18 protein-coding genes and 1 pseudogene are annotated in these 20,425 nt (G+C 70.7%); 7 read left to right on the top strand and 12 right to left on the bottom strand.

Annotation, left to right across the window (positions count from 1 at the left end):
* Window positions 1-17: 17 nt before the first annotated feature.
* From FM076_RS32215 to FM076_RS32200, 4 genes are all read right to left on the bottom strand, one after another.
* Window positions 18-1,562, bottom strand: a complete 1,545-nt coding sequence (locus tag FM076_RS32215) for a sensor histidine kinase (RefSeq protein WP_173874347.1) — start codon at window positions 1,560-1,562, stop codon at window positions 18-20.
* Window positions 1,563-1,572: 10 nt separating this feature from the next.
* The gene (locus FM076_RS32210) at window positions 1,573-2,271 is read right to left on the bottom strand and encodes a response regulator transcription factor (protein ID WP_428815122.1); all 699 of its coding nucleotides are present in this window, start codon (window positions 2,269-2,271) and stop codon (window positions 1,573-1,575) included.
* Window positions 2,272-3,020: 749 nt separating this feature from the next.
* Window positions 3,021-3,596 (bottom strand): TetR/AcrR family transcriptional regulator, encoded by a 576-nt coding sequence (locus FM076_RS32205; protein WP_173874346.1) that lies wholly within the window; start codon window positions 3,594-3,596, stop codon window positions 3,021-3,023.
* 50 nt (window positions 3,597-3,646) lie between these two features.
* Window positions 3,647-4,057, bottom strand: a complete 411-nt coding sequence (locus tag FM076_RS32200; protein ID WP_173874345.1) for a RidA family protein — start codon at window positions 4,055-4,057, stop codon at window positions 3,647-3,649.
* Between the two features lie 154 nt (window positions 4,058-4,211).
* Here FM076_RS32200 and FM076_RS32195 point away from each other — a divergent pair, with 154 nt between their 5' ends.
* A complete protein-coding gene (locus FM076_RS32195) occupies window positions 4,212-5,489 on the top strand; it encodes a Cmx/CmrA family chloramphenicol efflux MFS transporter (RefSeq protein ID WP_173874344.1) in 1,278 nt (425 codons plus the stop codon).
* A gap of 43 nt (window positions 5,490-5,532) precedes the next feature.
* Here the strand turns inward: FM076_RS32195 and FM076_RS33105 are convergent, their stop codons facing one another.
* Window positions 5,533-5,799: an NADPH-dependent FMN reductase gene (locus FM076_RS33105; RefSeq protein ID WP_243274701.1), complete on the bottom strand. Its 267-nt coding sequence runs from the start codon at window positions 5,797-5,799 to the stop codon at window positions 5,533-5,535.
* A gap of 296 nt (window positions 5,800-6,095) precedes the next feature.
* On the opposite strand from FM076_RS33105, the gene FM076_RS32185 reads away from it, so the two are divergent.
* Window positions 6,096-6,419, top strand: a complete 324-nt coding sequence (locus FM076_RS32185; protein WP_173874343.1) for a TetR/AcrR family transcriptional regulator C-terminal domain-containing protein — start codon at window positions 6,096-6,098, stop codon at window positions 6,417-6,419.
* Window positions 6,420-6,603: 184 nt separating this feature from the next.
* Here the strand turns inward: FM076_RS32185 and FM076_RS32180 are convergent, their stop codons facing one another.
* The gene (locus FM076_RS32180; RefSeq protein ID WP_173874342.1) at window positions 6,604-7,830 is read right to left on the bottom strand and encodes an MFS transporter; all 1,227 of its coding nucleotides are present in this window, start codon (window positions 7,828-7,830) and stop codon (window positions 6,604-6,606) included.
* Between the two features lie 162 nt (window positions 7,831-7,992).
* Between FM076_RS32180 and FM076_RS32175 the strand changes: the two genes are divergently transcribed.
* Together FM076_RS32175 and FM076_RS32170 are read left to right on the top strand one after the other, a co-directional pair.
* Complete coding sequence (locus FM076_RS32175) at window positions 7,993-8,355, top strand: ArsR/SmtB family transcription factor (RefSeq protein ID WP_173874341.1); 363 nt, start codon at window positions 7,993-7,995, stop codon at window positions 8,353-8,355.
* A complete protein-coding gene (locus FM076_RS32170; RefSeq protein ID WP_173874340.1) occupies window positions 8,356-8,991 on the top strand; it encodes a pyridoxamine 5'-phosphate oxidase family protein in 636 nt (211 codons plus the stop codon).
* Window positions 8,992-9,184: 193 nt separating this feature from the next.
* On the opposite strand, the gene FM076_RS32165 is transcribed toward FM076_RS32170, so the two are convergent.
* Window positions 9,185-9,562, bottom strand: a complete 378-nt coding sequence (locus FM076_RS32165) for an antibiotic biosynthesis monooxygenase family protein (protein ID WP_173874339.1) — start codon at window positions 9,560-9,562, stop codon at window positions 9,185-9,187.
* Window positions 9,563-9,999: 437 nt separating this feature from the next.
* Here FM076_RS32165 and FM076_RS32160 point away from each other — a divergent pair, with 437 nt between their 5' ends.
* Window positions 10,000-11,226, top strand: a complete 1,227-nt coding sequence (locus FM076_RS32160) for a serine hydrolase (protein ID WP_173874338.1) — start codon at window positions 10,000-10,002, stop codon at window positions 11,224-11,226.
* Window positions 11,227-11,348: 122 nt separating this feature from the next.
* Here FM076_RS32160 and FM076_RS32155 read toward each other — a convergent pair whose 3' ends face one another.
* The 3 genes from FM076_RS32155 to FM076_RS32145 form a co-directional block, all read right to left on the bottom strand.
* On the bottom strand, window positions 11,349-12,122 hold the full coding sequence (locus FM076_RS32155; RefSeq protein WP_173874337.1) for an alpha/beta fold hydrolase: 774 nt from the start codon (window positions 12,120-12,122) through the stop codon (window positions 11,349-11,351).
* Between the two features lie 236 nt (window positions 12,123-12,358).
* Window positions 12,359-14,056 carry an adenine deaminase C-terminal domain-containing protein gene (locus FM076_RS32150; RefSeq protein ID WP_173874336.1) on the bottom strand — a complete coding sequence of 566 codons (1,698 nt, stop codon included), beginning with the start codon at window positions 14,054-14,056 and terminating at the stop codon, window positions 12,359-12,361.
* 13 nt (window positions 14,057-14,069) lie between these two features.
* Window positions 14,070-15,410 carry an NCS2 family permease gene (locus FM076_RS32145; RefSeq protein ID WP_173874335.1) on the bottom strand — a complete coding sequence of 447 codons (1,341 nt, stop codon included), beginning with the start codon at window positions 15,408-15,410 and terminating at the stop codon, window positions 14,070-14,072.
* Window positions 15,411-15,508: 98 nt separating this feature from the next.
* On the opposite strand from FM076_RS32145, the gene FM076_RS32140 reads away from it, so the two are divergent.
* Window positions 15,509-16,501: a LacI family DNA-binding transcriptional regulator gene (locus tag FM076_RS32140; protein WP_173874334.1), complete on the top strand. Its 993-nt coding sequence runs from the start codon at window positions 15,509-15,511 to the stop codon at window positions 16,499-16,501.
* 545 nt (window positions 16,502-17,046) lie between these two features.
* On the opposite strand, the gene FM076_RS35205 is transcribed toward FM076_RS32140, so the two are convergent.
* A complete protein-coding gene (locus tag FM076_RS35205) occupies window positions 17,047-17,445 on the bottom strand; it encodes a hypothetical protein (RefSeq protein ID WP_207730281.1) in 399 nt (132 codons plus the stop codon).
* A gap of 1,078 nt (window positions 17,446-18,523) precedes the next feature.
* Between FM076_RS35205 and FM076_RS32130 the strand changes: the two genes are divergently transcribed.
* Window positions 18,524-18,916: an ester cyclase gene (locus FM076_RS32130; protein WP_173874332.1), complete on the top strand. Its 393-nt coding sequence runs from the start codon at window positions 18,524-18,526 to the stop codon at window positions 18,914-18,916.
* Between the two features lie 162 nt (window positions 18,917-19,078).
* Here FM076_RS32130 and FM076_RS35470 read toward each other — a convergent pair.
* Window positions 19,079-19,943, bottom strand: a pseudogene (locus tag FM076_RS35470) (IS630 family transposase); the annotation flags it as partial.
* Window positions 19,944-20,425: the final 482 nt, after the last annotated feature.

The following is a 20,425-nucleotide window of genomic DNA, read 5'->3' as shown; positions in this document are numbered from 1 at the left end:
CCGGGGGCAACAGAGGGTCAACCGGGCGCGCGGCTCGGAGAGTCGTCTCCCCGCACGGGCGAGTGGCCCTCCAGCGAGGGCGGTTCGCATTCCGGTGCGGGCAGGTGGACGGTGAAGACGGTGCGGCCGGGCGCGCTCGTCACCGACACCTCTCCCCCGTGAGCCGTGACGACGGCCCTCACGATGGCCAGGCCCAGCCCTGTGCTGCCGTGCGCGCGGGAGCGCGAGGGGTCGCCGCGTGCGAAGCGCTCGAAGATGCGGGGCAGCGTCTGCCGCGGGATCCCGGGCCCGTCGTCCTCGACCCGTACCACCACGCCACCGCCCTCCGCCGCCCGGCGGACGCGCGCTGTCACCATCGTGCCCTCGGGGGTGTGGGTACGGGCGTTGGCCAGCAGGTTCACCAGTACCTGCTGGAGTCGGGGCGCGTCGCCGCGCACCAGTGCCGGCTCCTGGGGCAGGTCCAGCCGCCAGCGGTGCCCGGGACCCGCCGCGCCGGCGTCGCTGACCGCGTCCACCACCAGCGGCGACAGGTCGAAGGTACGGGTGTCAAGGGGACGGCCGGTATCCAGCCGGGCGAGCAGCAGCAGGTCCTCGACCAGACCCGTCATGCGTGCCGACTCCGACTCGATCCGGGCGAGCGCGTGCCGGGTGTCGGGGCCGACGGGCTCGCTGCCCCGGTGGGTGAGTTCGGCATAGCCACGGATGGAGGCCAGCGGGGTGCGCAGCTCGTGGCTGGCGTCGGCGACGAAGCGGCGTACCCGCATCTCGCTCTCGTAGCGCGCGGCCAGCGCCGAACCGACGTGGCCCAGCATTCTGTTGAGCGCGGCGCCCACCTGGCCGACCTCGGTGCGCGGGTCCGTGTCCCGCTCCGGCACTCGTTCGCGCAGCACCACCTCTCCCTGGTGCAGCGGGAGTTCGGAGACGCGCTTGGCGGTCCGCGCCATGCGGCGCAGCGGACGCAGGGCCATCCGTACGCTGGTGGCGCCCGCGATACCCGCGGCCACCAGCCCCGCCGCCGAGACGCAGACCTCCACCACCACCAGCGTGCTGAGGGTGTCCTCGACCTGCGCCGTCGGCAGTCCGACGAGCAGGGTGCCGCCGTCGAACGGGTGGGATGTCACCCGGTAGCCGCCCGCGTGCGGTACGTCCACGCTGTGCGGCTCCCCGTCAAGAGGGACCCTTTCGAGCGCGTCGGTCTGCTCGCGGGTGAGCTGCTGCGCGTCGACCCGGGGCTCGCCCGCTGCGGTCTCGCTCTGCACGCTGATCCCGCCCCGCTGGACATCGCCCCCGCCACCGTCCGGCACCACGGCGCCCATCGTACCGACCGGCTGTCCTCCCATGGTGAGAAACCGCAGGTCAGCGGCGCGGGGAGGCTTGTCGAGCCCCGGCGGCCCGGGGCCCGTCGCGCGCCGGGCGACATCGGAGAGCTGGGTGTCGAGCTGGCTGAAGAGGTACGAGTGCAGGGCGATCGTGGTCACCGTGCTGATGACGGCGGCGACCACCGCGATCAGCACGACGGACGAGACGACCAGCCGGGTCCGCAGCGAGCGGGGCTTGCGCATGGCGGGGACGTCAGCTCTCCGGGGTCGCCGGCGCGGCTGCCTTGAGGACGTAGCCGGCGCCGCGCCGTGTGTGGATCATGGGGGGCCGTCCGGCGTCGATCTTGCGGCGCAGATAGGAGATGTACAGCTCGACGACGTTGGCCTGGCCGCCGAAGTCGTAGTTCCATACCCGGTCGAGGATCTGGGCCTTGCTGAGCACCCGGCGCGGATTGCGCATCAGATAGCGCAGCAGCTCGAACTCGGTGGCGGTCAGCCGGATCTCGTCGCCACCGCGCGTGACTTCGTGGCTCTCCTCATCCAGCACCAGGTCCCCGACGACGAGCAGCGAGGCGGTCCGCTCCGCGGCGGCGCCCGCCCGGCGCAGCAGACCGCGCAGCCGGGCGACGACCTCCTCCAGGCTGAAGGGCTTGGTGACGTAGTCGTCACCGCCCGCCGTCAGCCCGGCGATCCGGTCCTCGACCGCGTCCTTGGCGGTCAGGAAGAGCACCGGCACCTCCGGGACCTCCCGGCGCAGCTTCCCGAGCACGGTGAGCCCGTCCATGTCGGGCAGCATCACATCCAGCACCACGGTGTCCGGGCCCCACGTGCGGGCCGTGCGCAGGGCGGAGGCGCCGTCCCCCTCCGCCTTGACCTCCCAGCCCTCGTACCGCAGCGCCATCGACAGCAGCTCGCTCAAGGCGGGCTCGTCGTCGACTACGAGCACCCGCACCGGCCCGCCGTCCTGCCGGCGCAGTCCCCCACGCCCGGGCGCGGGCGCGGCCGGGAAGGAGAGGAGGAACGAGAGGAGGACGGGGCGGGTGCGGCGGCTTGGGCGGGCGCCGTGGCGCGAGAGGGTGTCCGGGCACGCACCGGCGTGGTAGCACGTGCGGGCATGGGGCCATGCGGGGGCGGGGGCGGCGAGACGGTGCGGGGATCGCTCATGGGGCCAGGCTGCCGTGCGCCGCTGAGAGCGGGCTGTGTGCTGTCTGTGAAACGACTGAGAAGTGAGCGGGCACGCGTGCACCGGACACCACTTGCGCAGGACGCCCGCACGCCGCCCGGACCGGCGGGCCGCCTGTCCGATGGCCGGCTGCGGCGCTATGGCACGTGGTGGTGAGTGGAGGTGGCCGGACTCGGCGTCGGTGAGCCGCGACGCTCCAGCGAGCGCGGCCAGGACGTCACCCGAGGGGCGGGGCCGTCGGCCGAGGGCGCGCCCTGATGGCGAAGCCGACCGTTCTGCGCGGACTCAGCGTCACCACCGGCGTCGTCCCGCTGGGGCTGGGCGCTGCGGTGGCAGCGGTTTCCAGCGGACCTCCGAGGGACGGTCCGGTATTTCTTCCAGCACGCCCGACCATCCAACGCGTTCCCCCACCCCACCGGGGCCGTCCCCCGCTCCTCCAGGAACACCGCGCCCGGCCCCGGACCGACCCCCGACCGGCCTCGGCCCCCTCCTGGCATCCTGGCGTTCGGCAGCGTCGGTCAGAGGGCGGAGACGGTGCTGTCGACGACGTCGAGCAGGGCGTTCCTGTCCTTCTGGATCCGGGCGAGCACACGCAGTCCGTAGTACGTGCTGAGAATCCGGCGGGCGAGCGTGCCGGCACTCCGCTCGGGGGAGATCTCGCCGGAGAGCTGCCCCCGCGCGATGGTCTCGGTCAGTGCCTGTTCCACCGTGGTGAAGTGCCGGCGGATCTCCTCCCGGACGTCGTCGTCGTCGGCTTTCTCCACCGACGCGTTGATGGAGAAGCATCCTGCGGCGTCGGGGTCCGCAAGGTCGGCGTCGATGGCGTGGACCATCAGGTCCCGCAGCCGGTCCTTGACCGGGCCGGGCCTCTCCAGGAGGGCGGTCTGCTCGGCGGTGTGCGTCTCGTAGTAGCGGCGCAGCGCTCGCAGGTACAACTCGCGCTTGTCGCCGAAGACGTTGTACAGGCTCGACTGGCCGAGGCCGGTCGAGTCGGACAGGTCCCGGGTCGAGGTGGCCTCGTATCCCCGCCGCCAGAAGGTTTCCATGGCGGCGGTGAGGACATGCGTTTCGTCGAACTTCCTGGGCCTGGCCATATCCGCATCCTACGGATTCCGGAGCGTCCGCCCGGACGTGCGGGGGCGGATCATCCCGCCACCGCGACGGCCTCGATCTCGATCAGCCAGTCCGGGTCGGCGAGGGAGGAGACCTCGACGAAGGACTCGGCGAACGTGTGCGGGACGAAGTACGCGGCCCTGAGCCGCGCGAAAGCCTCCTGGTCCCGGCCTATGTCGGTGACGAACACGGTGGCCTTGACGACCTGGTCGAGACCGGAGCCCGCGTTCTCCAGGACGAGTGCGAGGTTGGACAGCGCCTGCCGGGCCTGGGCCTCGAAGTCGCCCTTGCCGACCGTCGTGCCGTGCTGGTCGATCGGCCCCTGGCCCGAGGTGAAGACGAGGTCGCCGACGCGGATGCCGAGCGCGATCCCGGCGGGGGCGTACCAGTCGGGGTCGGCGGTGACGCGGGTGCGCTGCGGGGCACCGGATGTGTCGGTCATGGGACGCCTCCTTGGAGCGAAGCCGGAGTTCTGGCGCGGAGGCCAGAGTTTTGAAGCAAGTGCTCCGAAACATGTTAGCGTCCCTCGCGATCGCCCTTCCACTCGTGGGCCGGGGCAACACCGGCTCCCTCTCTCCGCCCTTGGAGGCACACTCATGCCCCTTGCCGTCTACATCCTCGGCTTGGGAATCTTCACCCAGGGCACCTCGGAGTTCATGCTCTCCGGCCTGCTTCCCGGCCTGGCCGACGACCTGGGTGTCTCCATCCCCGATGCCGGGCTGCTGATCTCGGCGTTCGCCATCGGCATGGTCGTCGGCGCACCACTCCTCGCGGTCGCCACGCTCACCTGGCCCCGCCGTACGGCCCTGGTCGCGCTGCAGGCCGTCTTCATCGCCGCGCACATCGCCGGCGCCCTCGCCCAGGGCTACGGGGTCCTGTTCGCCACCCGCGTCATCAGCGCACTCGCCTACGCGGGCTTCTGGGGCGTCGCCGTGGCGACCGCCGTCGCCCTCGTCCCGGCGAACGCCAAGGGCAGGGCGGTCGCGGTCGTCGCCAGTGGGCTCACTCTCGCCACCATCATCGGCGTCCCCGCGGGCACGGTCCTCAGCCAGTTCGCCGGATGGCGCGCCGCCTTCTGGGGCGTGGCCGTGCTGACCCTCGTCAGCCTCGCCTGCTCGGTGCTCGCCATTCCCGGCGGGCGGGGGTCCGCGGAGGAGACGCGTACAGTCCGCGCCGAACTGCGGGCGATGGCCCGGCCGCAGCTCTGGCTCTCGTACGCGGTGACGGCGTTCTCCTTCGGCGCCGTCATCGTCACCTTCAGCTACCTCGCCTCCCTGCTCACCGAGGTCACGGGACTGGCCGACGGCTGGGTGCCCGTCCTGCTGGCCCTGTTCGGTGTCGGTGGCCTGCTCGGCATGGTCATCGGCGGCAGGACCGCGGAGGCGTACCCGATCCGCACACTGGCCCTCGGCACCGGCGTCCTCGCCGCGGCCTCAGCGCTGCTCGCCGTTCTGGCGGAGAACACCGCCGTCACCGTGGCCCTGGTCGTCGTCCTGGGCATGGCCGGATACGTCACCAATCCGGTCCTGCAGTCCCGGGTCTTCGTCGTGGCACCCGGCGCACCGACCCTGGTCGGCGCCACCAACACCTCGGCCTTCAATGTCGGCAACACGCTCGCGCCGGCCCTCGGCGGCCTGGCCATCGACGCCGGGTTCGGCTTCGCCTCGGTGGCCTGGGTCGGAGCCGCACTCGCCGCCGCCGGTCTCCTCGGAACCCTGTGGGCAGGACACCTCCAGTACGGTTCCGGCCCCGCCAAGGGCGGCGTGGTCGCCGCAGGCGGCGCCCTCCAAGGACAGGGGAAGGGGCAGGTGCCGGGTCAGGGGCAGGTGCCGGGTCAGGGACAGGGGCAGGAGCGAACCGAGACCCCTGTGTGACCCGGCAACGACGACCCCGACCCTTCGGATTGGGCTTCGTCTCCTACGACGGCCTCGCCGGAGGACTGCGCGCCGTCGAACAGCTCCGGGCCGTGCCGACCGGCTTGGCGTGCCACTGCTCGTTGCGCCAGTCGATGGCGTTCTTCAGAGCCGCCGGGAAGCTGTGGTTGTACTCCGGCGTGACAATGACGAAGGCGTCGGCCCCGCCGGCCTTGGCGACACCGCGCCGAGCAGCGCTCGACCTCCCTGGAGGGCGGCTGGCCGAAAGCCGGGAGCGCCGTCGGCAGAGGCGTCTCGACGAGGTCGACAAGGTCCGCCGTCATGTGCTCGTGCTGCTGGATGTGGCCCTTCAGCCAGTCGGTCACGACGGGGCCGAAGCGTCCGTCCCTGGTATTGCCGATGATCACCGCGGTTCGCAGCGGGCTGTCGTTCCAGTCCTCCATGGGGCCCCGCGGACGACTCTTACCCCGCGGCGCATCGCCCAGACCGCGGTGGAGGTCGCCGACGCCGAGGGGCTCGACGCGGTCACCATGCGGCGCTGGCCACCGGACTGGGCGTGGCCCCCACGGCGGCCTATCGCTACGTGTCCGGCAGGACAACAAACTGTTGGAGCTGATGGTCGACTTCGTCTACGGGGAACTGAAGCTCCCCGAAGAGGCGGTGGGCTGGCGCGAGGCCATGCGGACGCTCGCCCTGCGCATCCGTGACGTCCTGCTCGACCACTCGACGCTGAGATCCCGGAACTGGTCGAGCCGCGACGAGGCGCGTGCGCAACTGGCCCCGCAGACGTCCTTGCTCATGAAGGCCGGTCGCTACCCGAGGTACGAGCACTGCCTCCGCACCGCCACACGCGAGGACGACCTGCGATGGCAGTTCGAGACCGGGCTCGACTGCGTCCTCGACGGCATCGCGGCACGCCTCGCCACCTGAAGCGCCCGCCACGCCCCCACAGCCCGCTCCCCCATGGCCGAACAGAACCGGCCTTTCCAGCCGAGTGGAGGTGGTGCTATGGCCGCTTTCCGCCGGAACAGGGAGGGTGGCGGGCGACGGGGGCCGGGCAGCGGACGCCAGGGGGCCGGGCCTTCCGCGCGTCGGCCGGTGGGCCCGGTAGGCGCTACCGGGCCTCGGCCGGTGTCGCGCGCTCCGGCGACGGCGCGGAGACCGCGTGTCGCTCGGTACGGCTGACGACGGCCGTGACCGCCGCGGCGGCGAGGACGAAGGCGGCGCCCGCCCAGGCGATCCAGGCGGTGTCCGCCGTTCCGAGGATTCCGGCGCCGAGCGCGCTGGACAGCGAGATCGCCAGATACATCACGGCGGCGTTGAGAGAGGTCGCGAGCGGTTCGCTGCCGGGCTTGACCAACGCCATGACGCGCTGCTGCTGCGGTGCGGTCACCGACCAGGAGCCGATTCCGCTCACCGCTGTCAGCACGATGGCCGTCGCGTACGAGGAGCGGTCGGCGCCCATGAGCGCGAACACCGCCGTGAGCAGCAGCGTCGCGCCGATGACGACCGTACGCGGTCCCTTGCGGTCGGCCAGTCGGCCCGCGGTGAGGTTGCCGGCCGTACCGGCCAGGCCGAACACCAGCAGCAGAGCGGCCACCTTGCCGCCGTTCCCGCCGGTGGCGGGCTCGAAGACGGCGCTGATGTAGGTGTAGGGCAGGTAGATGCCGATGAACGCGAGCAGCGTGCCCGCCAGAACGCCGAGCACTCTGCGATCGGTGAGCGGGGCGAGACGCTGACGCAACCGGGTCGGACCGCCGACGGTCACGTCGGGCAGCCGCAGGGCGATGACCGGGGCCACCACCAGCGCGAGCGCGGTGACGAACCACATGGTGGCCCGCCAGCCCAGCGCGTCACCGATGGCGGTGCCGAGCGGCGCGCCCAGGGCGAGCGAGCCGGTCAGTCCGACGGTGACGATCGCTATCGCCCGCCCACGGTGTTCGGGACCGGCCACCGTGGCCGCGGTGGCGTTCGCGTTGGGCGTGAACATCGCGGCCCCCGCCGCGGCGATCACCCGGGACGCCAGCGCGAGCCCGTAGCCCGGGGCGAGAGCGGTCACCATGTTGCCGGCGGCGAACAGGGCGAGTGCCGCGATCAGGACCGTGCGCCGCGACCAGCGGGAGGTGAGCGCGGCGAGCACCGGTGAGAGCAGCGCGTAGGCCAGCGAGAAGACATTCACCATCTGGCCCGCCGCGCCCACGGACACGTGGAGGGAGTCGCTGATGTCGGGCAGCAGGCCCGCGATGACGAAGGCGTCGGTTCCCACGGCGAAGGTTCCGAGCGCGAGCACACAGGCGTGGCTCCGCCAGGCGCGCTCTCCCTGTGCAGCGGTGAGACTCATGGAAGCACCTGTATTTCGATGAGCATCGACTGAGACGATCGGAATCGTAATACAGCTTCGATGTGTATCGTAAGGTTCGACAGACATCGACATAACTGCCGCCGGTGCTTCACGTCGCGCGGAGCGAGAAGGGCCCGGAGGCGGGAGAGGCAGGAGAGCAGGATGCGAACGACGGAGGAGACCCGGTTGCCGCAACCGGACCTCGCCACAGTGGAGATCGGCACGGTGTTGCAGGCGCTCGCGGATCCGGTACGGCTCCAGATCGTGCGGCTGCTCAGCACTCTCGGTGAGGCGCCCTGCGGCGGGCTGGATCTGCCCGTCAAGCGCTCCACCGTCTCCCACCACCTGCGCACCCTGCGCGAGAGCGGTCTGGTCGAGACCCATCTGCGGGGCAACACCAGGGTGAGCCGTATCCGCGCCGAGGAACTGGAGGAGCGCTTTCCCGGCCTGCTCACCTCGGTCCTGGACGCCGCGCCGGCCGTGCCGCTGGACGAGGCCGCGAACAACGGAGACGGGGGACACTAGATGGGGCGGTACGCGCATCTCGCCTACACCGACACCGTGCGCCGGGCCCAAGAGGAGGAGGGCAGCGCACAGATCGGACTCCGCGCCCTCGCCCAGGAAGATGCCGCCCCGGACGGACTCGGCCCCGCCGAGGCCGGGTTCCTCACCTCCCGTGACGGGTTCTACCTGGCCAGCACCAGCGAAACCGGCTGGCCCTACGTCCAGTACCGGGGTGGCCCTCCGGGCTTCGTGCACGTCCTCGACGAGCGGCGCCTGGCGTGGGCGGAGGTGCGCGGCAACCGGCAGTACATCACCACCGGCAACCTACGGGCCGACAACCGGGTGGCGTTGTTCTTCATGGACTACGCACGGCAGGCCCGCCTCAAGCTGTTCGGCCGGGCCCGCACCGTCCCTCTCGACGAGGATCCCGCGCTCACCGACCGCCTCGAGAACCCGCGCACCGACGGCCGGGTGGAGCGCCTGATGGTCGTCGAGGTCGAGGGCCTCAACTGGAACTGCCACCAGCACATCACCCCCCGTCTGACCGAGCAGGAGCTGGAGACGGCCCTCGCCCCCGTCCGCGCCCGCATGGACGCCCTGGAACAGGAGAACGAGAAACTGCGGGCCCGACTCGCGGAGTTGGGCACACCCGGCTGACGGAGCACAGTGCCCCTGCCAGGCCCACTGCTCGGCCCTGGCAGGCCCACTCCCCCGGCCCCCGTCTCACCTCCTCGCCTCGCCTCTTCCCGGCAAGAGGTGATTCCCGGCAGCCGGGACCATCGCCGTCCGAGCCGTCCTCAAGGGTTGTGGCGTCGGCCGCCCGGCAGGGGCGGCCGACGCGCGGGGACCGTCAGCGTGTCCGGTCCTGACCGGCCGTCGGCGCGGTGAGAGTGACGGCGACGTCGTACAGGGCCGGGCTGGCGGTGATCGGCCGCTGCGTGTCCTCCCGCGCGGCCCTGGCGCGCTCCTCGAAGCCCGGGTCCGCGGTGGCGGCCTCCCAGTCCTCCTGGCTCTCCCAGTGGGCGACATTGACCAATTGGAAGCGGCTGTCCGATGAACGGGCCCGGTGCAGCCGCGAGTCGATGAAACCGGGCTTGGTGCGCATGAGCGCGGCCCGCTTCTCCCATTGGGCGATGAACGCGTCGACGTGCTCGGCGTCCACTTCGAAGACGTTGATGAACGTGACGGACGAGTCCGGCGCGTTCTGCGACCGGTTGTCTGTCGTCATGGGAACCTCCAACAGGGTAGTAGTGGCCGGACGCTCTACGCCGTCCGGCAGTTGATCGACCGGTTCGGCTCGTTCCCGCCCTCTCGCCGATGCCGGTGGTCGGTCCGATCTTGCCCGACGCGCATCCGGCACCTGACGTCGCATGTGCCCAGCCGGCGCCGGAGGGGTGGTCGCCCGTGTGCCGTCGTGCGTCGATGTGCCGCCGGCGCGAGTCGCGGCGACACCGTTGCCCGTCGCCCCGACTTCACGGGGCGTTCTCGCGGGACGGGTCTCCCTGTTTCCCCGTCCTCGGATGCCGTGTCGACAGGGTGCTCCTGGGGCGGTTCGCCAGGGGGTTAGGTGCACCTTCGGCCAGGGGGGCAGGGCCCTCGTCCGGGGCCGGAGTGGCGGGCATCGTGGTGCGGGACGGGGAAGAAGGACGATCGAGGACGGACAACGTGATCAGGAACAAGCGTGTGCTCGGCGGTGCGTTCGCAGTGGCCGCAACCCTCGGCGTCACGGCGGGTGTGCTGCCGGGTAACGCCACCACCACCGCCGCAGCCGCCACCGCCCGGCTCACCACCGAAGCGTCCCCCGGCACCGGGGACGACGACGCTCGGCTGCGGCACCTCCTGCACAGGCTGACCACCACCGACGGCGGCCCCGGGGCGCTCGTCGAGAGACGCGACCGGCATGGCAGCTCGGTGTTCACCGATGGTGTGGCGGACCTCAGGAACCAGGCGCCGGTGCACCGTGACAGCAGGTTCCGGATCGGCAGCATGACCAAAACCTTCACGGCGACTGTCGTGCTGCAGCTGGCCGGAGAGCACAGCATCGCTCTGGACGCGCCGGTGGAACGCTATCTGCCCGGTGTCGTCCGTGGTCACGGCAACGACGGCCGGGAGATCACCGTCCGCCAACTGCTCCAGCACACCAGCGGGCTGCCCGACTTCCTCGACCACCTCGATCCGAAAGAGATACTCGAGGACCCGCTGGCCCACCGCGACCCCCGGGACCTGGTGGACATCGCACTCGCTCACCCGCCGGTCTTCGAGAACCCGGGCGGGGGCTGGAGCTACTCCAACACCAACTACCTGCTGGCAGGCCTGATCATCGAAAAGGTGACCGGCCATCCCTACGGGAAGGAGATCGAGCGGCGCATCATCGAGCCGCTGGGCTTGCGGGAGACGTCCGTGCCGGGTGACGCCCCGACGATTCCCGGACCGCACCCGCGCGGGTATGTGCGACCGGGCAAGGGCGCGCCGCTCATGGACATCACCATGGTCAACCCCACCGCCGGCGGCGCCGCCGGCGGGATGATCTCCAGCGGCACGGACATGAACCGGTTCCTCGACGCGCTCGTAGACGGCGAGCTTCTGCGCCCGGCGGAACTCGAAGAGATGATGCGGACCCGCTGGACCGGCGACGCGGACGGCCGGCGCTACGGCCTCGGCCTGGAGAGCAAGCGGCTTCCCTGTGGCGGCCGTTATTGGGGGCACACCGGTGACTTCCTCGGATTCGAGACGGCTTCCGGCACGCGGGGCGGCAGGCAGGCGACGGTCATGGTGAACCTCGGTCCGGGAAGCTCGGACGCTCAGAGCGACGACATCGAGGCCGCCGTCGAGACAGCGCTCTGCACGCCGCACCACCCCCGCCCCTCGGCCGCCACCTCCGCCTCCGAATAGGCTCAGCGGATCAAGGGCCTGTCCGCCTGGCCCCGCACCGGTCGCAGACGTTCCTGCTGTCCACGGATCCACTCACATGGACGGGCGATCGGGGGCCAGGCCGTGCGGCGCGCCGGACACGGTCACAGGTTCCAGTCCTGCAGATAGGCCTTCAGGGCCGCCGCGAACCCCTGCGGATTGTCCACGGCGCTGTAATGCCCGGCGTCGGGAACGCCGTACGCACGGGCACCGCCCAGTGCCTTGCGCAAGGTGGCCCGGTCGGAGGCGCTGCACAGAGCGTCGTCGCTGCCCACGATCACGCCGCCGGGCAGCCCCAGCCCGCCGGCGCGCAGGGCCGCTCTGCCGTCGGTACGTGCCGCCATGGCGTGCAGGGTCCATGCCACGCCCTCGGGCTCCGCGGTGCGCACCATCCGGTGCAGCGCCGTACGCACGTCGGCCCGGGTGGTGGCGGTGAGACAAGCTGGCAGGTAGTCGGTGACCAGGGACTCCACGTGCCCGTCCGCGCGGATCCGTGCCGCCTGAACGGCCCGGCGTCCGGCTTCCGACGGGGAGTCCGGGGTCACGCGTGTGTCGGCGAAGACAAGTCCGGCCAACAGATCCGGGCGGCGGCGTACCAGTTCGACCATGACGTACCCGCCCAGGGACAGGCCGACGGCGATGACCGGGCCGGTGCCACGACGGTCCAGTTCCGCGGCGATGTCGTCCGCGAAGACGCCCAGATCCGGTTCACCGACGGCTGCGGGGCGCCCGCCGAAGCCCGGGTAGTCCACCGCCAGCACGTCGCGCTCCGCTGCCATCCGTGCGATGACGCCGTCCCACATCGCCGCCGACAGCGGGAACGCGTGCAGGAGAAGGACAGGCGGCCGGCTGCCGCTTCGGGCCCCTTGCTGCTTCATCTGGGGATCACACCTCGCTGGATCATGTGCGGGTCCTCTTGTGTGCGGAGGTGGGCCCGGCCGCCTCCACGCCCGGCCGGAGGAGCCGGTGGACACGCGCTGGTGGACGCGTCAGCGGCGTACGGGCGAACCGGGTGCTCGGTCGACCGGGCGGCTCGGCGGGACGGTGGGACGGCGGGCCCCGGCACCCGCCCTTCGTGCTCGTACAGTCGGCACGCGTGCGAGACAGGGCCGTGTCAGTGGCAGCTGTCCAGCAGTTGCGGGGTCCAGTCGCGGGCGAGAACATCGACCAGTCCGAGGTCGGTGATCTTCATGGTCGGGGAGACGGCCAGAGTGAGGGTCGACACGCTCATGAAGGGGTTGCGGTGCCGCCAGCCCCACTCGGCGAGTTGGTCCCGTACCTGCCGCGAGGAAGCGGCAACTTGCTCGGTGGGGGCCGCGGACATGACGCCACCGACGCTGAGGGGCAGCCGCGCGGTGACCGCCCCCTGCCGGGCGACGGCCACACCGCCGTCGTCGGCGAGCACCGCCTCGGCCGCGGCCCGCATCGACCGGAGGGTGGTGCCGAGGGTGACGAGGTTGTGGCTGTCGTGGGCGTAGGTGGTGGTGACGGCGCCGTCGCCCAGTTCCATCCCCGTCACGGGTACGCAGGCAGTGTGATCGCGGCCATGGCGGTTGCGCACCCAGCACAGGGCGACGTGGCCTTCCCAGTCGACGAGACCGTCGCGGACGTCGAGTTCGATCTCGGCCGGTTCGGTGTAGGTGTCGACCGGGTTGACGCGCAGAGCCCTGAAGCGGTGCCGCCCATCAGGGAGGTCCGCACGCCAGCGGTACTCGTCGTCGGGGAGTGCCGGGACGTGGACCGATCCGGCGAAGGGGTGGTCGCCCGGGTTCGGTTCCTCGTAGGCGACGCGTCCGCCGGAGGCGACGAGTCTCCCGCCGGCGAGCACCGCGTCGACGGCGAAGTCCTCCAGAGGTCCTTCGAGCAGTACCAGGTCGGCACGCTTGCCCGGGGCGACGACGCCGCGATCCGGCAGCCGCAGCCGCTGGGCAGGCGTCCAGGTCAGGGCGCGCAGCACGTCGAGCGCGGGCAGACCGGCGGCCACGGCGACCCGCGCGATGTGGTCCAGATGGCCCTTGTCGGTGATGTGGTCGGCGGCCAGGTCGTCGGTGACCAGGCAGACAGGCGGCAGTCGGGGCAGGGCGAGCAGGGCCCCGACGACGTCAGGTTCGAGGCACTTCTCCTGGAGCATGACGGTCATGCCGAGACGGGCCTTCTCCACCACCACCTCGGGCGCGTTCTTGGTGTGGTCCGAGTCGATGCCGGTGGCCATGTACCGGCTCAGCTCTTCTCCGGCCAAGCCCGGACAGTGGCCGTCCAGGATCACGTCCTGCTCACGGGCCGCCTCGATGATCGAACGCATCCGTGGCTCCCCGGAGACGACGGCGCGGTAGTCCATGACCTCAGCCAGGGCCCGCACGCCGTCCCAGCGCAGCAGTTCACCGACGTCCGCGGCGTCCAGGTGGGCGCCGGAGTGCTCGAAACCGGCCAGCGCGGGCACGCAGGACGGTACGCCCCACAGCTGGGTCTGCGGGGTCGCGCGCCCGGCGTCGATCATCCATCGCATCGCCGTGCGTCCGGCGACATTGACGATCTCGTGCGGGTCGGCCAGCACGGTCGTGGTACCGCGGGGCAGCGTGAGCCAGGCGAACGCGGCGGGGGTCAGGAATGAGCTCTCGACGTGCATGTGGGCGTCGAGGAAACCGGGAACGATCAGCCGCCCGGTGGCATCGATCTCCTCGGTGGCCGGGCCGCCGGTGCCGGGCGGAACCACTCCGCTGATGACCGAGCCGGTGACCAGGACGTCGGCTGCGAAGGTCTCGCCGGTGAAGACCGAGACGATGCGGCCCCCGAAGATGCGGATGTCGTGCACGGTGCGCTTCCGATCAGTGGACGGAGTTGACGAAGAAGTAGAGGAGGAACGGCAGCATGATCCACAGGCCGACGTGGATCTCCTTGAAGCGTCCTGCGGCGGCTTTGATCAGTACGTATCCGGTCAGGCCGGCGGCGATGCCGGTGCCGAAGTTGCCCCAGAACAGCGTGGCGGCCACCACCAGTGCGGCCGGGATGCCGTCGGTGGGGTCCGACATGTCGATCTTCCGCAGCCCGGCCAGCATCGACATCCCGATGAAGATCAGCACCGGTGCCGTCGCGGCCGACGGGATCATCGTCGCGAGCGGAGTGAACAGCAGGAGCACCGAGAACAGCCCGCCGGTCACCACCGAAGTGAGACCCGTACGGCCGCCGCTGTCGGAACCGGCCGCGGACTCCAGGTACGTCGTCATGCTCGGGCCGCCCACCGCGGAGCCGCCGATCACGCTGACCGAGTCGACCAGAAAGGGCTTGTTGAGGCTCGGGATCTGCCCCTTGTCGTCAGCGAGGCCGATCCGCTCCCCCACCGCCATCACCACACCCGTGGTGGAGAAGAACTCGGCGGCGAAGAGAGCGAACAAGTAGGGCAGATACGCGGGCTTGAGCGCACCCAGCAGGTCCACGTGGAAGGCGACCGGGCCGAGGCCACCCGGAAGTTCGAACCAGGAGTCCGGCAGCTCGGCGACACCGAGGGGAACCGCCGCGACGGTCAGCACCGCCATCGTGATGAGCAGGGCGCCGGGGACCTTGCGCGAGGAGAGGGCGGTGACCAGGACCAGACCCGCGAGGGCCAGCAGACCTGCGGCGGAGCCGAGGTCGCCCAGTTTCATGCCGGTCGGGCCGAAGTCGATCAGACCTGCCGAGCGGAACCCCAGCATCGCGATGTAGAGACCGATACCGGAACCGATCGCCAGTCGTACACAGTCGGGAATGACGCGGGTGACGAGCTGGCGCACCCCGAGCAGGGTCAACAGCAGGAACGCCACACCCGACCAGAACACCATGCCCATCGCCACGGGATACGGCACATGCGCGTGCTGGATCAGGGTCACCGCCACCAGAGCCACGCCGCCCAGACCGGGTGCCAGGACGAACGGCAGGTTGGCGTAGAGGCCCATGAACACGGTGGCGAGGACCGTGGAGACGATCACGGCCGTGGTCGCCACCGCGTGGGGCACGCCGGCCGCCGTGAGCATGCCGGGGACCACGACGACCACGTAGGCCGAGGCGAGGAACATGCTCACTCCGGCGAGCACTTCCCTGCGGACAGAGGTGCCGCGCTCCCGCAACCGGAATATCCGGTCGATTCTGGAGGTGTCCCCGGACTTGCCTTCCAACGCGGTTTCCGTCTCCATCACCGCTCCTCAATCGTGCAATCGCTTGCAGCACGCGTTTGCACGGTAGGCTACGGGCGAGCCCAGGAGCTGTAAAGAGTTCAAGGAGGCGGCACAGGATGGTGCGGCTGAAGGACGTGGCCCAGGCGGCGGGCGTCTCGGCGTCCACCGTTTCCCGCGCGCTGAGCAATCCGGAGCTGATCTCCGAAGCCACCCGCGCCCGCGTGCTGGCCGCGGCCGACCGGCTGGGCTACCGCCACCACCCCGCCGCCCGCGCCCTGGTCACCGGCAGGACCGGGCTGCTCGCCTTCAGCGTCCCCACACTGGCCAACCCGTTCTTCGCACCCATCATCGCCGGTGCCCAGGAGGCGGCGGAGGAGGCAGGGTACGAGCTGATCGTCGCGGTGACCGACAGCTCGCCCGAGCGCGAGACGGCACTGTTCGACCGGCTGGCGGACCGCGTGGACGGGTTCGCCGCCGCCGGCCCCCGCTCCCCCGCCTCCCAACTGGCCCGGTTCGCCCGGTCGTTGCCGCTGGTGACGCTCAACCGCCGGGTACGCGGGGTGGATTCCGTCATCATCGACACTCCCGACGGAGTGGGACGCCTCGGCACCCATCTCGCCGGACTCGGCCATCGCAAGATCGCCTACCTCGGGGGCCCCACGGGTTCCTGGCTGGACCCCCGGCGACTGCGCCGCCTGCGCGAAGCCGTTCCGGACTGCGCGATACTTCCTCTCGGCCCCTTCCCTCCGGAGTTCGAAGCCGGCGCCCGCACCGTGGAAACAGTCCTCGATGCCGGGTGCACGGCCGTGATCGCCTACAACAGCACGCTGCTGCTCGGCCTACTGCACCGGCTGACCATGCTGGGCCTCAGCACCCCGGAGGACCTCAGCCTGGCATGCGCCGACGATCTTTCCGCGGCAGGGCTGGCCATGCCCGATGTCACAGCCCTGCATGTGCCGGCCGCCGAAGCCGGACGGCGCACCGTGGAACACGTCCTGAGCCTGGTGGCCTCCGAAAGCCGGAGCGCCGCCCACCAGCTCCTGCCCGTCGAACTCCTGACGCGGGCTTCGACGGGACGCCCCCGAGAACTGCCGATGTCGGGCGGCTGAGATCTTTCTCCCCCGGGACCGGAGCCCCGGGGCCTGGGACCGGAGCCCCGGGGCTGGACCCTGGGGCCCGGTACTCAACGCATGCGTGTGGCGTACCTGTGAGCACAGAGGGAACCGCAGGGGTGCACGGCTCGCCCGGGTGGGCCTGCCGTGCGCGAACTGGGCATCACCGCGGGTCCGCTGTGAACCGACGCGGTGATGTGACCTCCACACGAGCCGTCCGTACCTACCGCACGAGATCCATTCGAAATGGAGAGGTCGCGGAGGGGCGCCGCCACCCCCGGAAGAGGCCGAGGGACGGTACGTACACGTTGCACCGGGCTCTTCGACGTGGGTATGGCACGGCCGTTCGGCAACCGCTGTGCCTGGTGGCGCGGCGTGTGACCGGCCGTCGGAGACCGCACCCAGTTCGGCCGCCCGATCGTGCTCCCCCGGGACAGCATCCGCACCCGCATCTGCCTGACGGCTGAACGGCAGTCCACCCGCGTGGCGCTGCCGAAAGGCCATGGCAAGCCATGGCAGGAAGTCCAGCTCCCGCCGTAGGATCAACCGGCATGGCCCACGGGCATCACGGCAAACGCGCCTTTCTTGAAATCGAAACAGCAGTCGCCGGGTTGACGTTGCGTGGCCTGACCGCGGAGCAGGCCGAGGAGTACTACGCACTCATCGACCGAAACCGCGAACACCTCACCCAGCACGGTGACTACCAGGCGCTGGCCGCGGCAGACCGCAAGACGGCGCGTGCCGAGCTGCTCGACGATCCGGATCCGTCCCGCACAGGGGCTATCGCGCGGATGCGGCGAGACGGTGCCACCCCGGGTGAGCGGCAGTGCGAGCGCGGCGGTCAGGGAGCAGTCGGCCATGCCGGCGAAAAGCGGGACGGCGGTGTCCTCGCCGCCCAGGCCGACGAGCGGTGAGGCGCCACCGCCGAGGATGCCCTGCACGGTTCCGAGTACGGCCGAGCCGGTTCCGGCCGCGTGCGGGACCCGCTCAAGGGCGAGCGCCGTGGCCGGTGCCGAAAACCCGGCCGATGCCGAGGGAGGCGATCCCGGTGAGCCCGGGAGCGAAGACCCGGTTGAGCTGGCTGGCGAGCGAGGCTGATCAGCAGTGCTGCCGTGATGGCGGCCGGCATCGTGGCCAGGCCGATGCGCAGCAGCAGTCGTGGGGGATAGCGACCGGCCAGTTTGGTGTTGGCGGTGCTGGAGCGGGTCGCGGTCAGGGCACCGAGTAAGAAGGCGACGGATGCCTGGTCCACGGTGAGGCCGAGAACGTTCTGGGGCCGGAACGCCGATCCGGCGATGTAGCGGGACAGCGCACCGCAGGTGAGGACAAGGGCGAGGGTGTGCAGTCCACGTCGACGCCATCGGTGAGCACGGACCGGCCGGCCCGCAGGATGGCTCCGGCACCGCCGGGTCGCCGCCGCTCCTTGGGGAGGCTCTCTGGAATGAGGGACAGCGCGCGCAAAAGCATTGGCAACGAGGCAACCGACAGGGACCAGAGGACACCCCGGGTACGGAACCGGGACGAGGGCCCAGCGGTTCGCCGGCCGGGCAGGACGATCAAGTGTCCTGTGCCTGAAGATCGGTGGATGTGTGTAGCGTTGCCTGCGTGGCGCGTACGGGACGGTCGATGGCCGGGTTGACGTTGGTCGACGATGAGCCGTGAGACGCTGGTGCGCTGGTCGCGACGGGCGACGTCCGCGCAGGCCCTGGCTCAGCGGTGCCGGATCGTGCTTGGCTGCGCGGCGGGGCGGACGAACCAGCCCGACCGCTGTGGCACTCTTCCCCCGTGAGCTTGCATTGGTGCTGTGCCGGTTCGGCGAGCGGTTCTTCGACGTGCGCCACTGGACGACGATGCCAGGGGCGGGCACTCCGCTGCCCTGCGGGAGCCCGAGCTCCTCGCCGAGGACATCACGGCTTTCGCCGACCAGCTCGGCCTGCTCTGACCACGCGTGCTTCCCAGCAGCTGAACATCCTGGGTCTCCTGGTCCTCGACCACAGACCACTCTCGAAAGGAGACTCCGTGCCCCACGCGAGCCTGGAGACACGGTACCTGGCCTACCTCGACGCGCTGAACGACCGGCGGTTCAGCGACCTGGATGAGTTCGTCCACGACGAGCTCACTTACAACGACAAGGTGCTCACCCGTCAGGAGTACGCCGACATGATCGCGGCGGACATCAGGGCTGTCCCGGACCTACGCTTCGACGCGCACCTGCTGCTCACCAATGACGACGTCGTGGCGTGCCGCCTGTGGTTCGACTGCACACCCACCGGAACGTTCTTCGGCCGCGCGCCGACCGGGCGGCGCGTCTCGTTTGGCGAGCACGTCTTCTACCGGTTCCGGGTCGGGCGCATCGCGCAGGTCTGGTCACTCATCGACCGCGACGCGGTCGCGACCCAGCTCACCGGGTGACCTTGACGCACCTACCGGGCAGGGCCCGTCGTGCGCGCCAAGCAGATGTGTGGGAGCCGGCGAGGGCGTCAGGGCGTCTGGGCACTCATGAGGTTCTTTCCTCGGGTCGGGTGCCGGGTGACTCGGTTCCTGCCTGCGGGCGTCTTGGCGTCCCGCGCCGGGAATTTGATCAAAATAGGAGGCGAGTCGCTGCGGGATCTGGTCGGCGTCCTTTGCCCGGGCGAAGGGCTTCGGGTCCTCGTTCCCCTGTGCGATCCAGGCCCGGATGTCTCGCTCCAGGGCCTGGAGGTTCATATGGACCCCGCGCCGCATCCACGTGTCCGTCGGCAGCCCGAACCAACGCTCGACCGGGTTGAGCCAGGACGGGTATGCCGGGGTGAAGTGCATGTGAAGCGGGGATTGCACCAGCCACGTGCGGACCGTCGGTGCTGTGCGGGTGCAGCGACTGTCGCAGACCAGGTGGACGTCGGGCTGGGCGGGGACCTCCTTGTCCAGCTTGGCGAGGAACTTCTCGTAGTCTGCCGCCCGGTGACGGTGGTGAAAGGGAGCCGATCACCTCGCCGGTGGCCACGGCGAGAGCGGCGAGCAGAATAGTGATGCCGCGCCGCAAGGAGTCGTGGGTGCGCCGCTCGGGCACATCCCCGGCATCGTCGGCAGGACCGGTGCCGAGCGGTCCCATGCTTGGATCTGGCTCTCCTCGTCCACGCAGAGAACCAGCGCCTTCTCCGGCGGGTCGAGGTAGAGGCCGACGATGTCGCGGACCTTGTCGATGAACTGGGGATCGTTGGACAGCTTGAAGGTATCGACCTGGTGCAGCTTGAGGCCGAAGGTTCTCCAGATCCGCCCCACGGTGGACTTCGACAGTCCGCTCTCGGCCGCCATGGATGCCCGCGACCAGTGCGTGGCGTCTTGGGGGGGTGCGCTCCAAGGCGGCGGCGATGGCCGCTTCCACGTGCTCGGCGGAAATCCTCCGGGGAGCGTCGGAGCGCGGCTCGTCGGACAGGCCGTCCAAGCGGGCCTCCAGGAAGCAGTGGACACCGACCATCAGTTCGCCAACGACGACACCGTCATCCTGCGGATCGGGCCGGAGAACGGGAAGACGGTCCGGGTCACGTACCCGGGCCGGTCGCCGGGCCCGGAGTGCGACGTCACCGGGCCGGGCGCCCCAGGTCTCACCGATCCGGGAGCCGACGTGTTCCTCACCCGTGAGGAGACCTGGACGTCGCTTTGCACCTTCGATGTGCCGCGGGCAGGCGACTACAAGGTCACCTGGCCATCCCGCGCGCGCTCCAGGTACGCCCTCGGGGACTATGGCAACGGCACGGCACCGGAAAGAGCGCGAAAGGCCGGCTTCGCCGTGGCGTGTTCCCGGTGTCCCCGCCCTTTTTCACGGTCCATGCTGCGCGCTGGTGTCGCCTGGCCGGGGTGTACCTGAGACCACCCCGTTTTCCGGGCTCTACCCCTCCTGCCCTTGCCCTCTCCGCGCTCCAAGATGGACCCCACAGCGCA

The sequence above is a fragment of the Streptomyces albus subsp. chlorinus genome, from assembly GCF_013302895.1.
Classification (GTDB): Bacteria; Actinomycetota; Actinomycetes; order Streptomycetales; family Streptomycetaceae; genus Streptomyces; species Streptomyces chlorinus.
This window is presented reverse-complemented; position numbering and strand designations above follow the sequence as displayed.

Bases quoted from the DNA above. Each gene is read 5' to 3' on its own strand.
- FM076_RS32215 (WP_173874347.1), bottom strand. From the start codon at position 1,562: ATGCGCAAGCCCCGCTCGCTGCGGACCCGGCTGGTCGTCTCGTCCGTC.
- FM076_RS32205 (WP_173874346.1), bottom strand. From the start codon at position 3,596: ATGGCCAGGCCCAGGAAGTTCGACGAAACGCATGTCCTCACCGCCGCC.
- FM076_RS32200 (WP_173874345.1), bottom strand. From the start codon at position 4,057: ATGACCGACACATCCGGTGCCCCGCAGCGCACCCGCGTCACCGCCGAC.
- FM076_RS32195 (WP_173874344.1), top strand. From the start codon at position 4,212: ATGCCCCTTGCCGTCTACATCCTCGGCTTGGGAATCTTCACCCAGGGC.
- FM076_RS32180 (WP_173874342.1), bottom strand. From the start codon at position 7,830: ATGAGTCTCACCGCTGCACAGGGAGAGCGCGCCTGGCGGAGCCACGCC.
- FM076_RS32175 (WP_173874341.1), top strand. From the start codon at position 7,993: ATGCGAACGACGGAGGAGACCCGGTTGCCGCAACCGGACCTCGCCACA.
- FM076_RS32170 (WP_173874340.1), top strand. From the start codon at position 8,356: ATGGGGCGGTACGCGCATCTCGCCTACACCGACACCGTGCGCCGGGCC.
- FM076_RS32165 (WP_173874339.1), bottom strand. From the start codon at position 9,562: ATGACGACAGACAACCGGTCGCAGAACGCGCCGGACTCGTCCGTCACG.
- FM076_RS32155 (WP_173874337.1), bottom strand. From the start codon at position 12,122: ATGAAGCAGCAAGGGGCCCGAAGCGGCAGCCGGCCGCCTGTCCTTCTC.
- FM076_RS32145 (WP_173874335.1), bottom strand. From the start codon at position 15,410: ATGGAGACGGAAACCGCGTTGGAAGGCAAGTCCGGGGACACCTCCAGA.
- FM076_RS32140 (WP_173874334.1), top strand. From the start codon at position 15,509: ATGGTGCGGCTGAAGGACGTGGCCCAGGCGGCGGGCGTCTCGGCGTCC.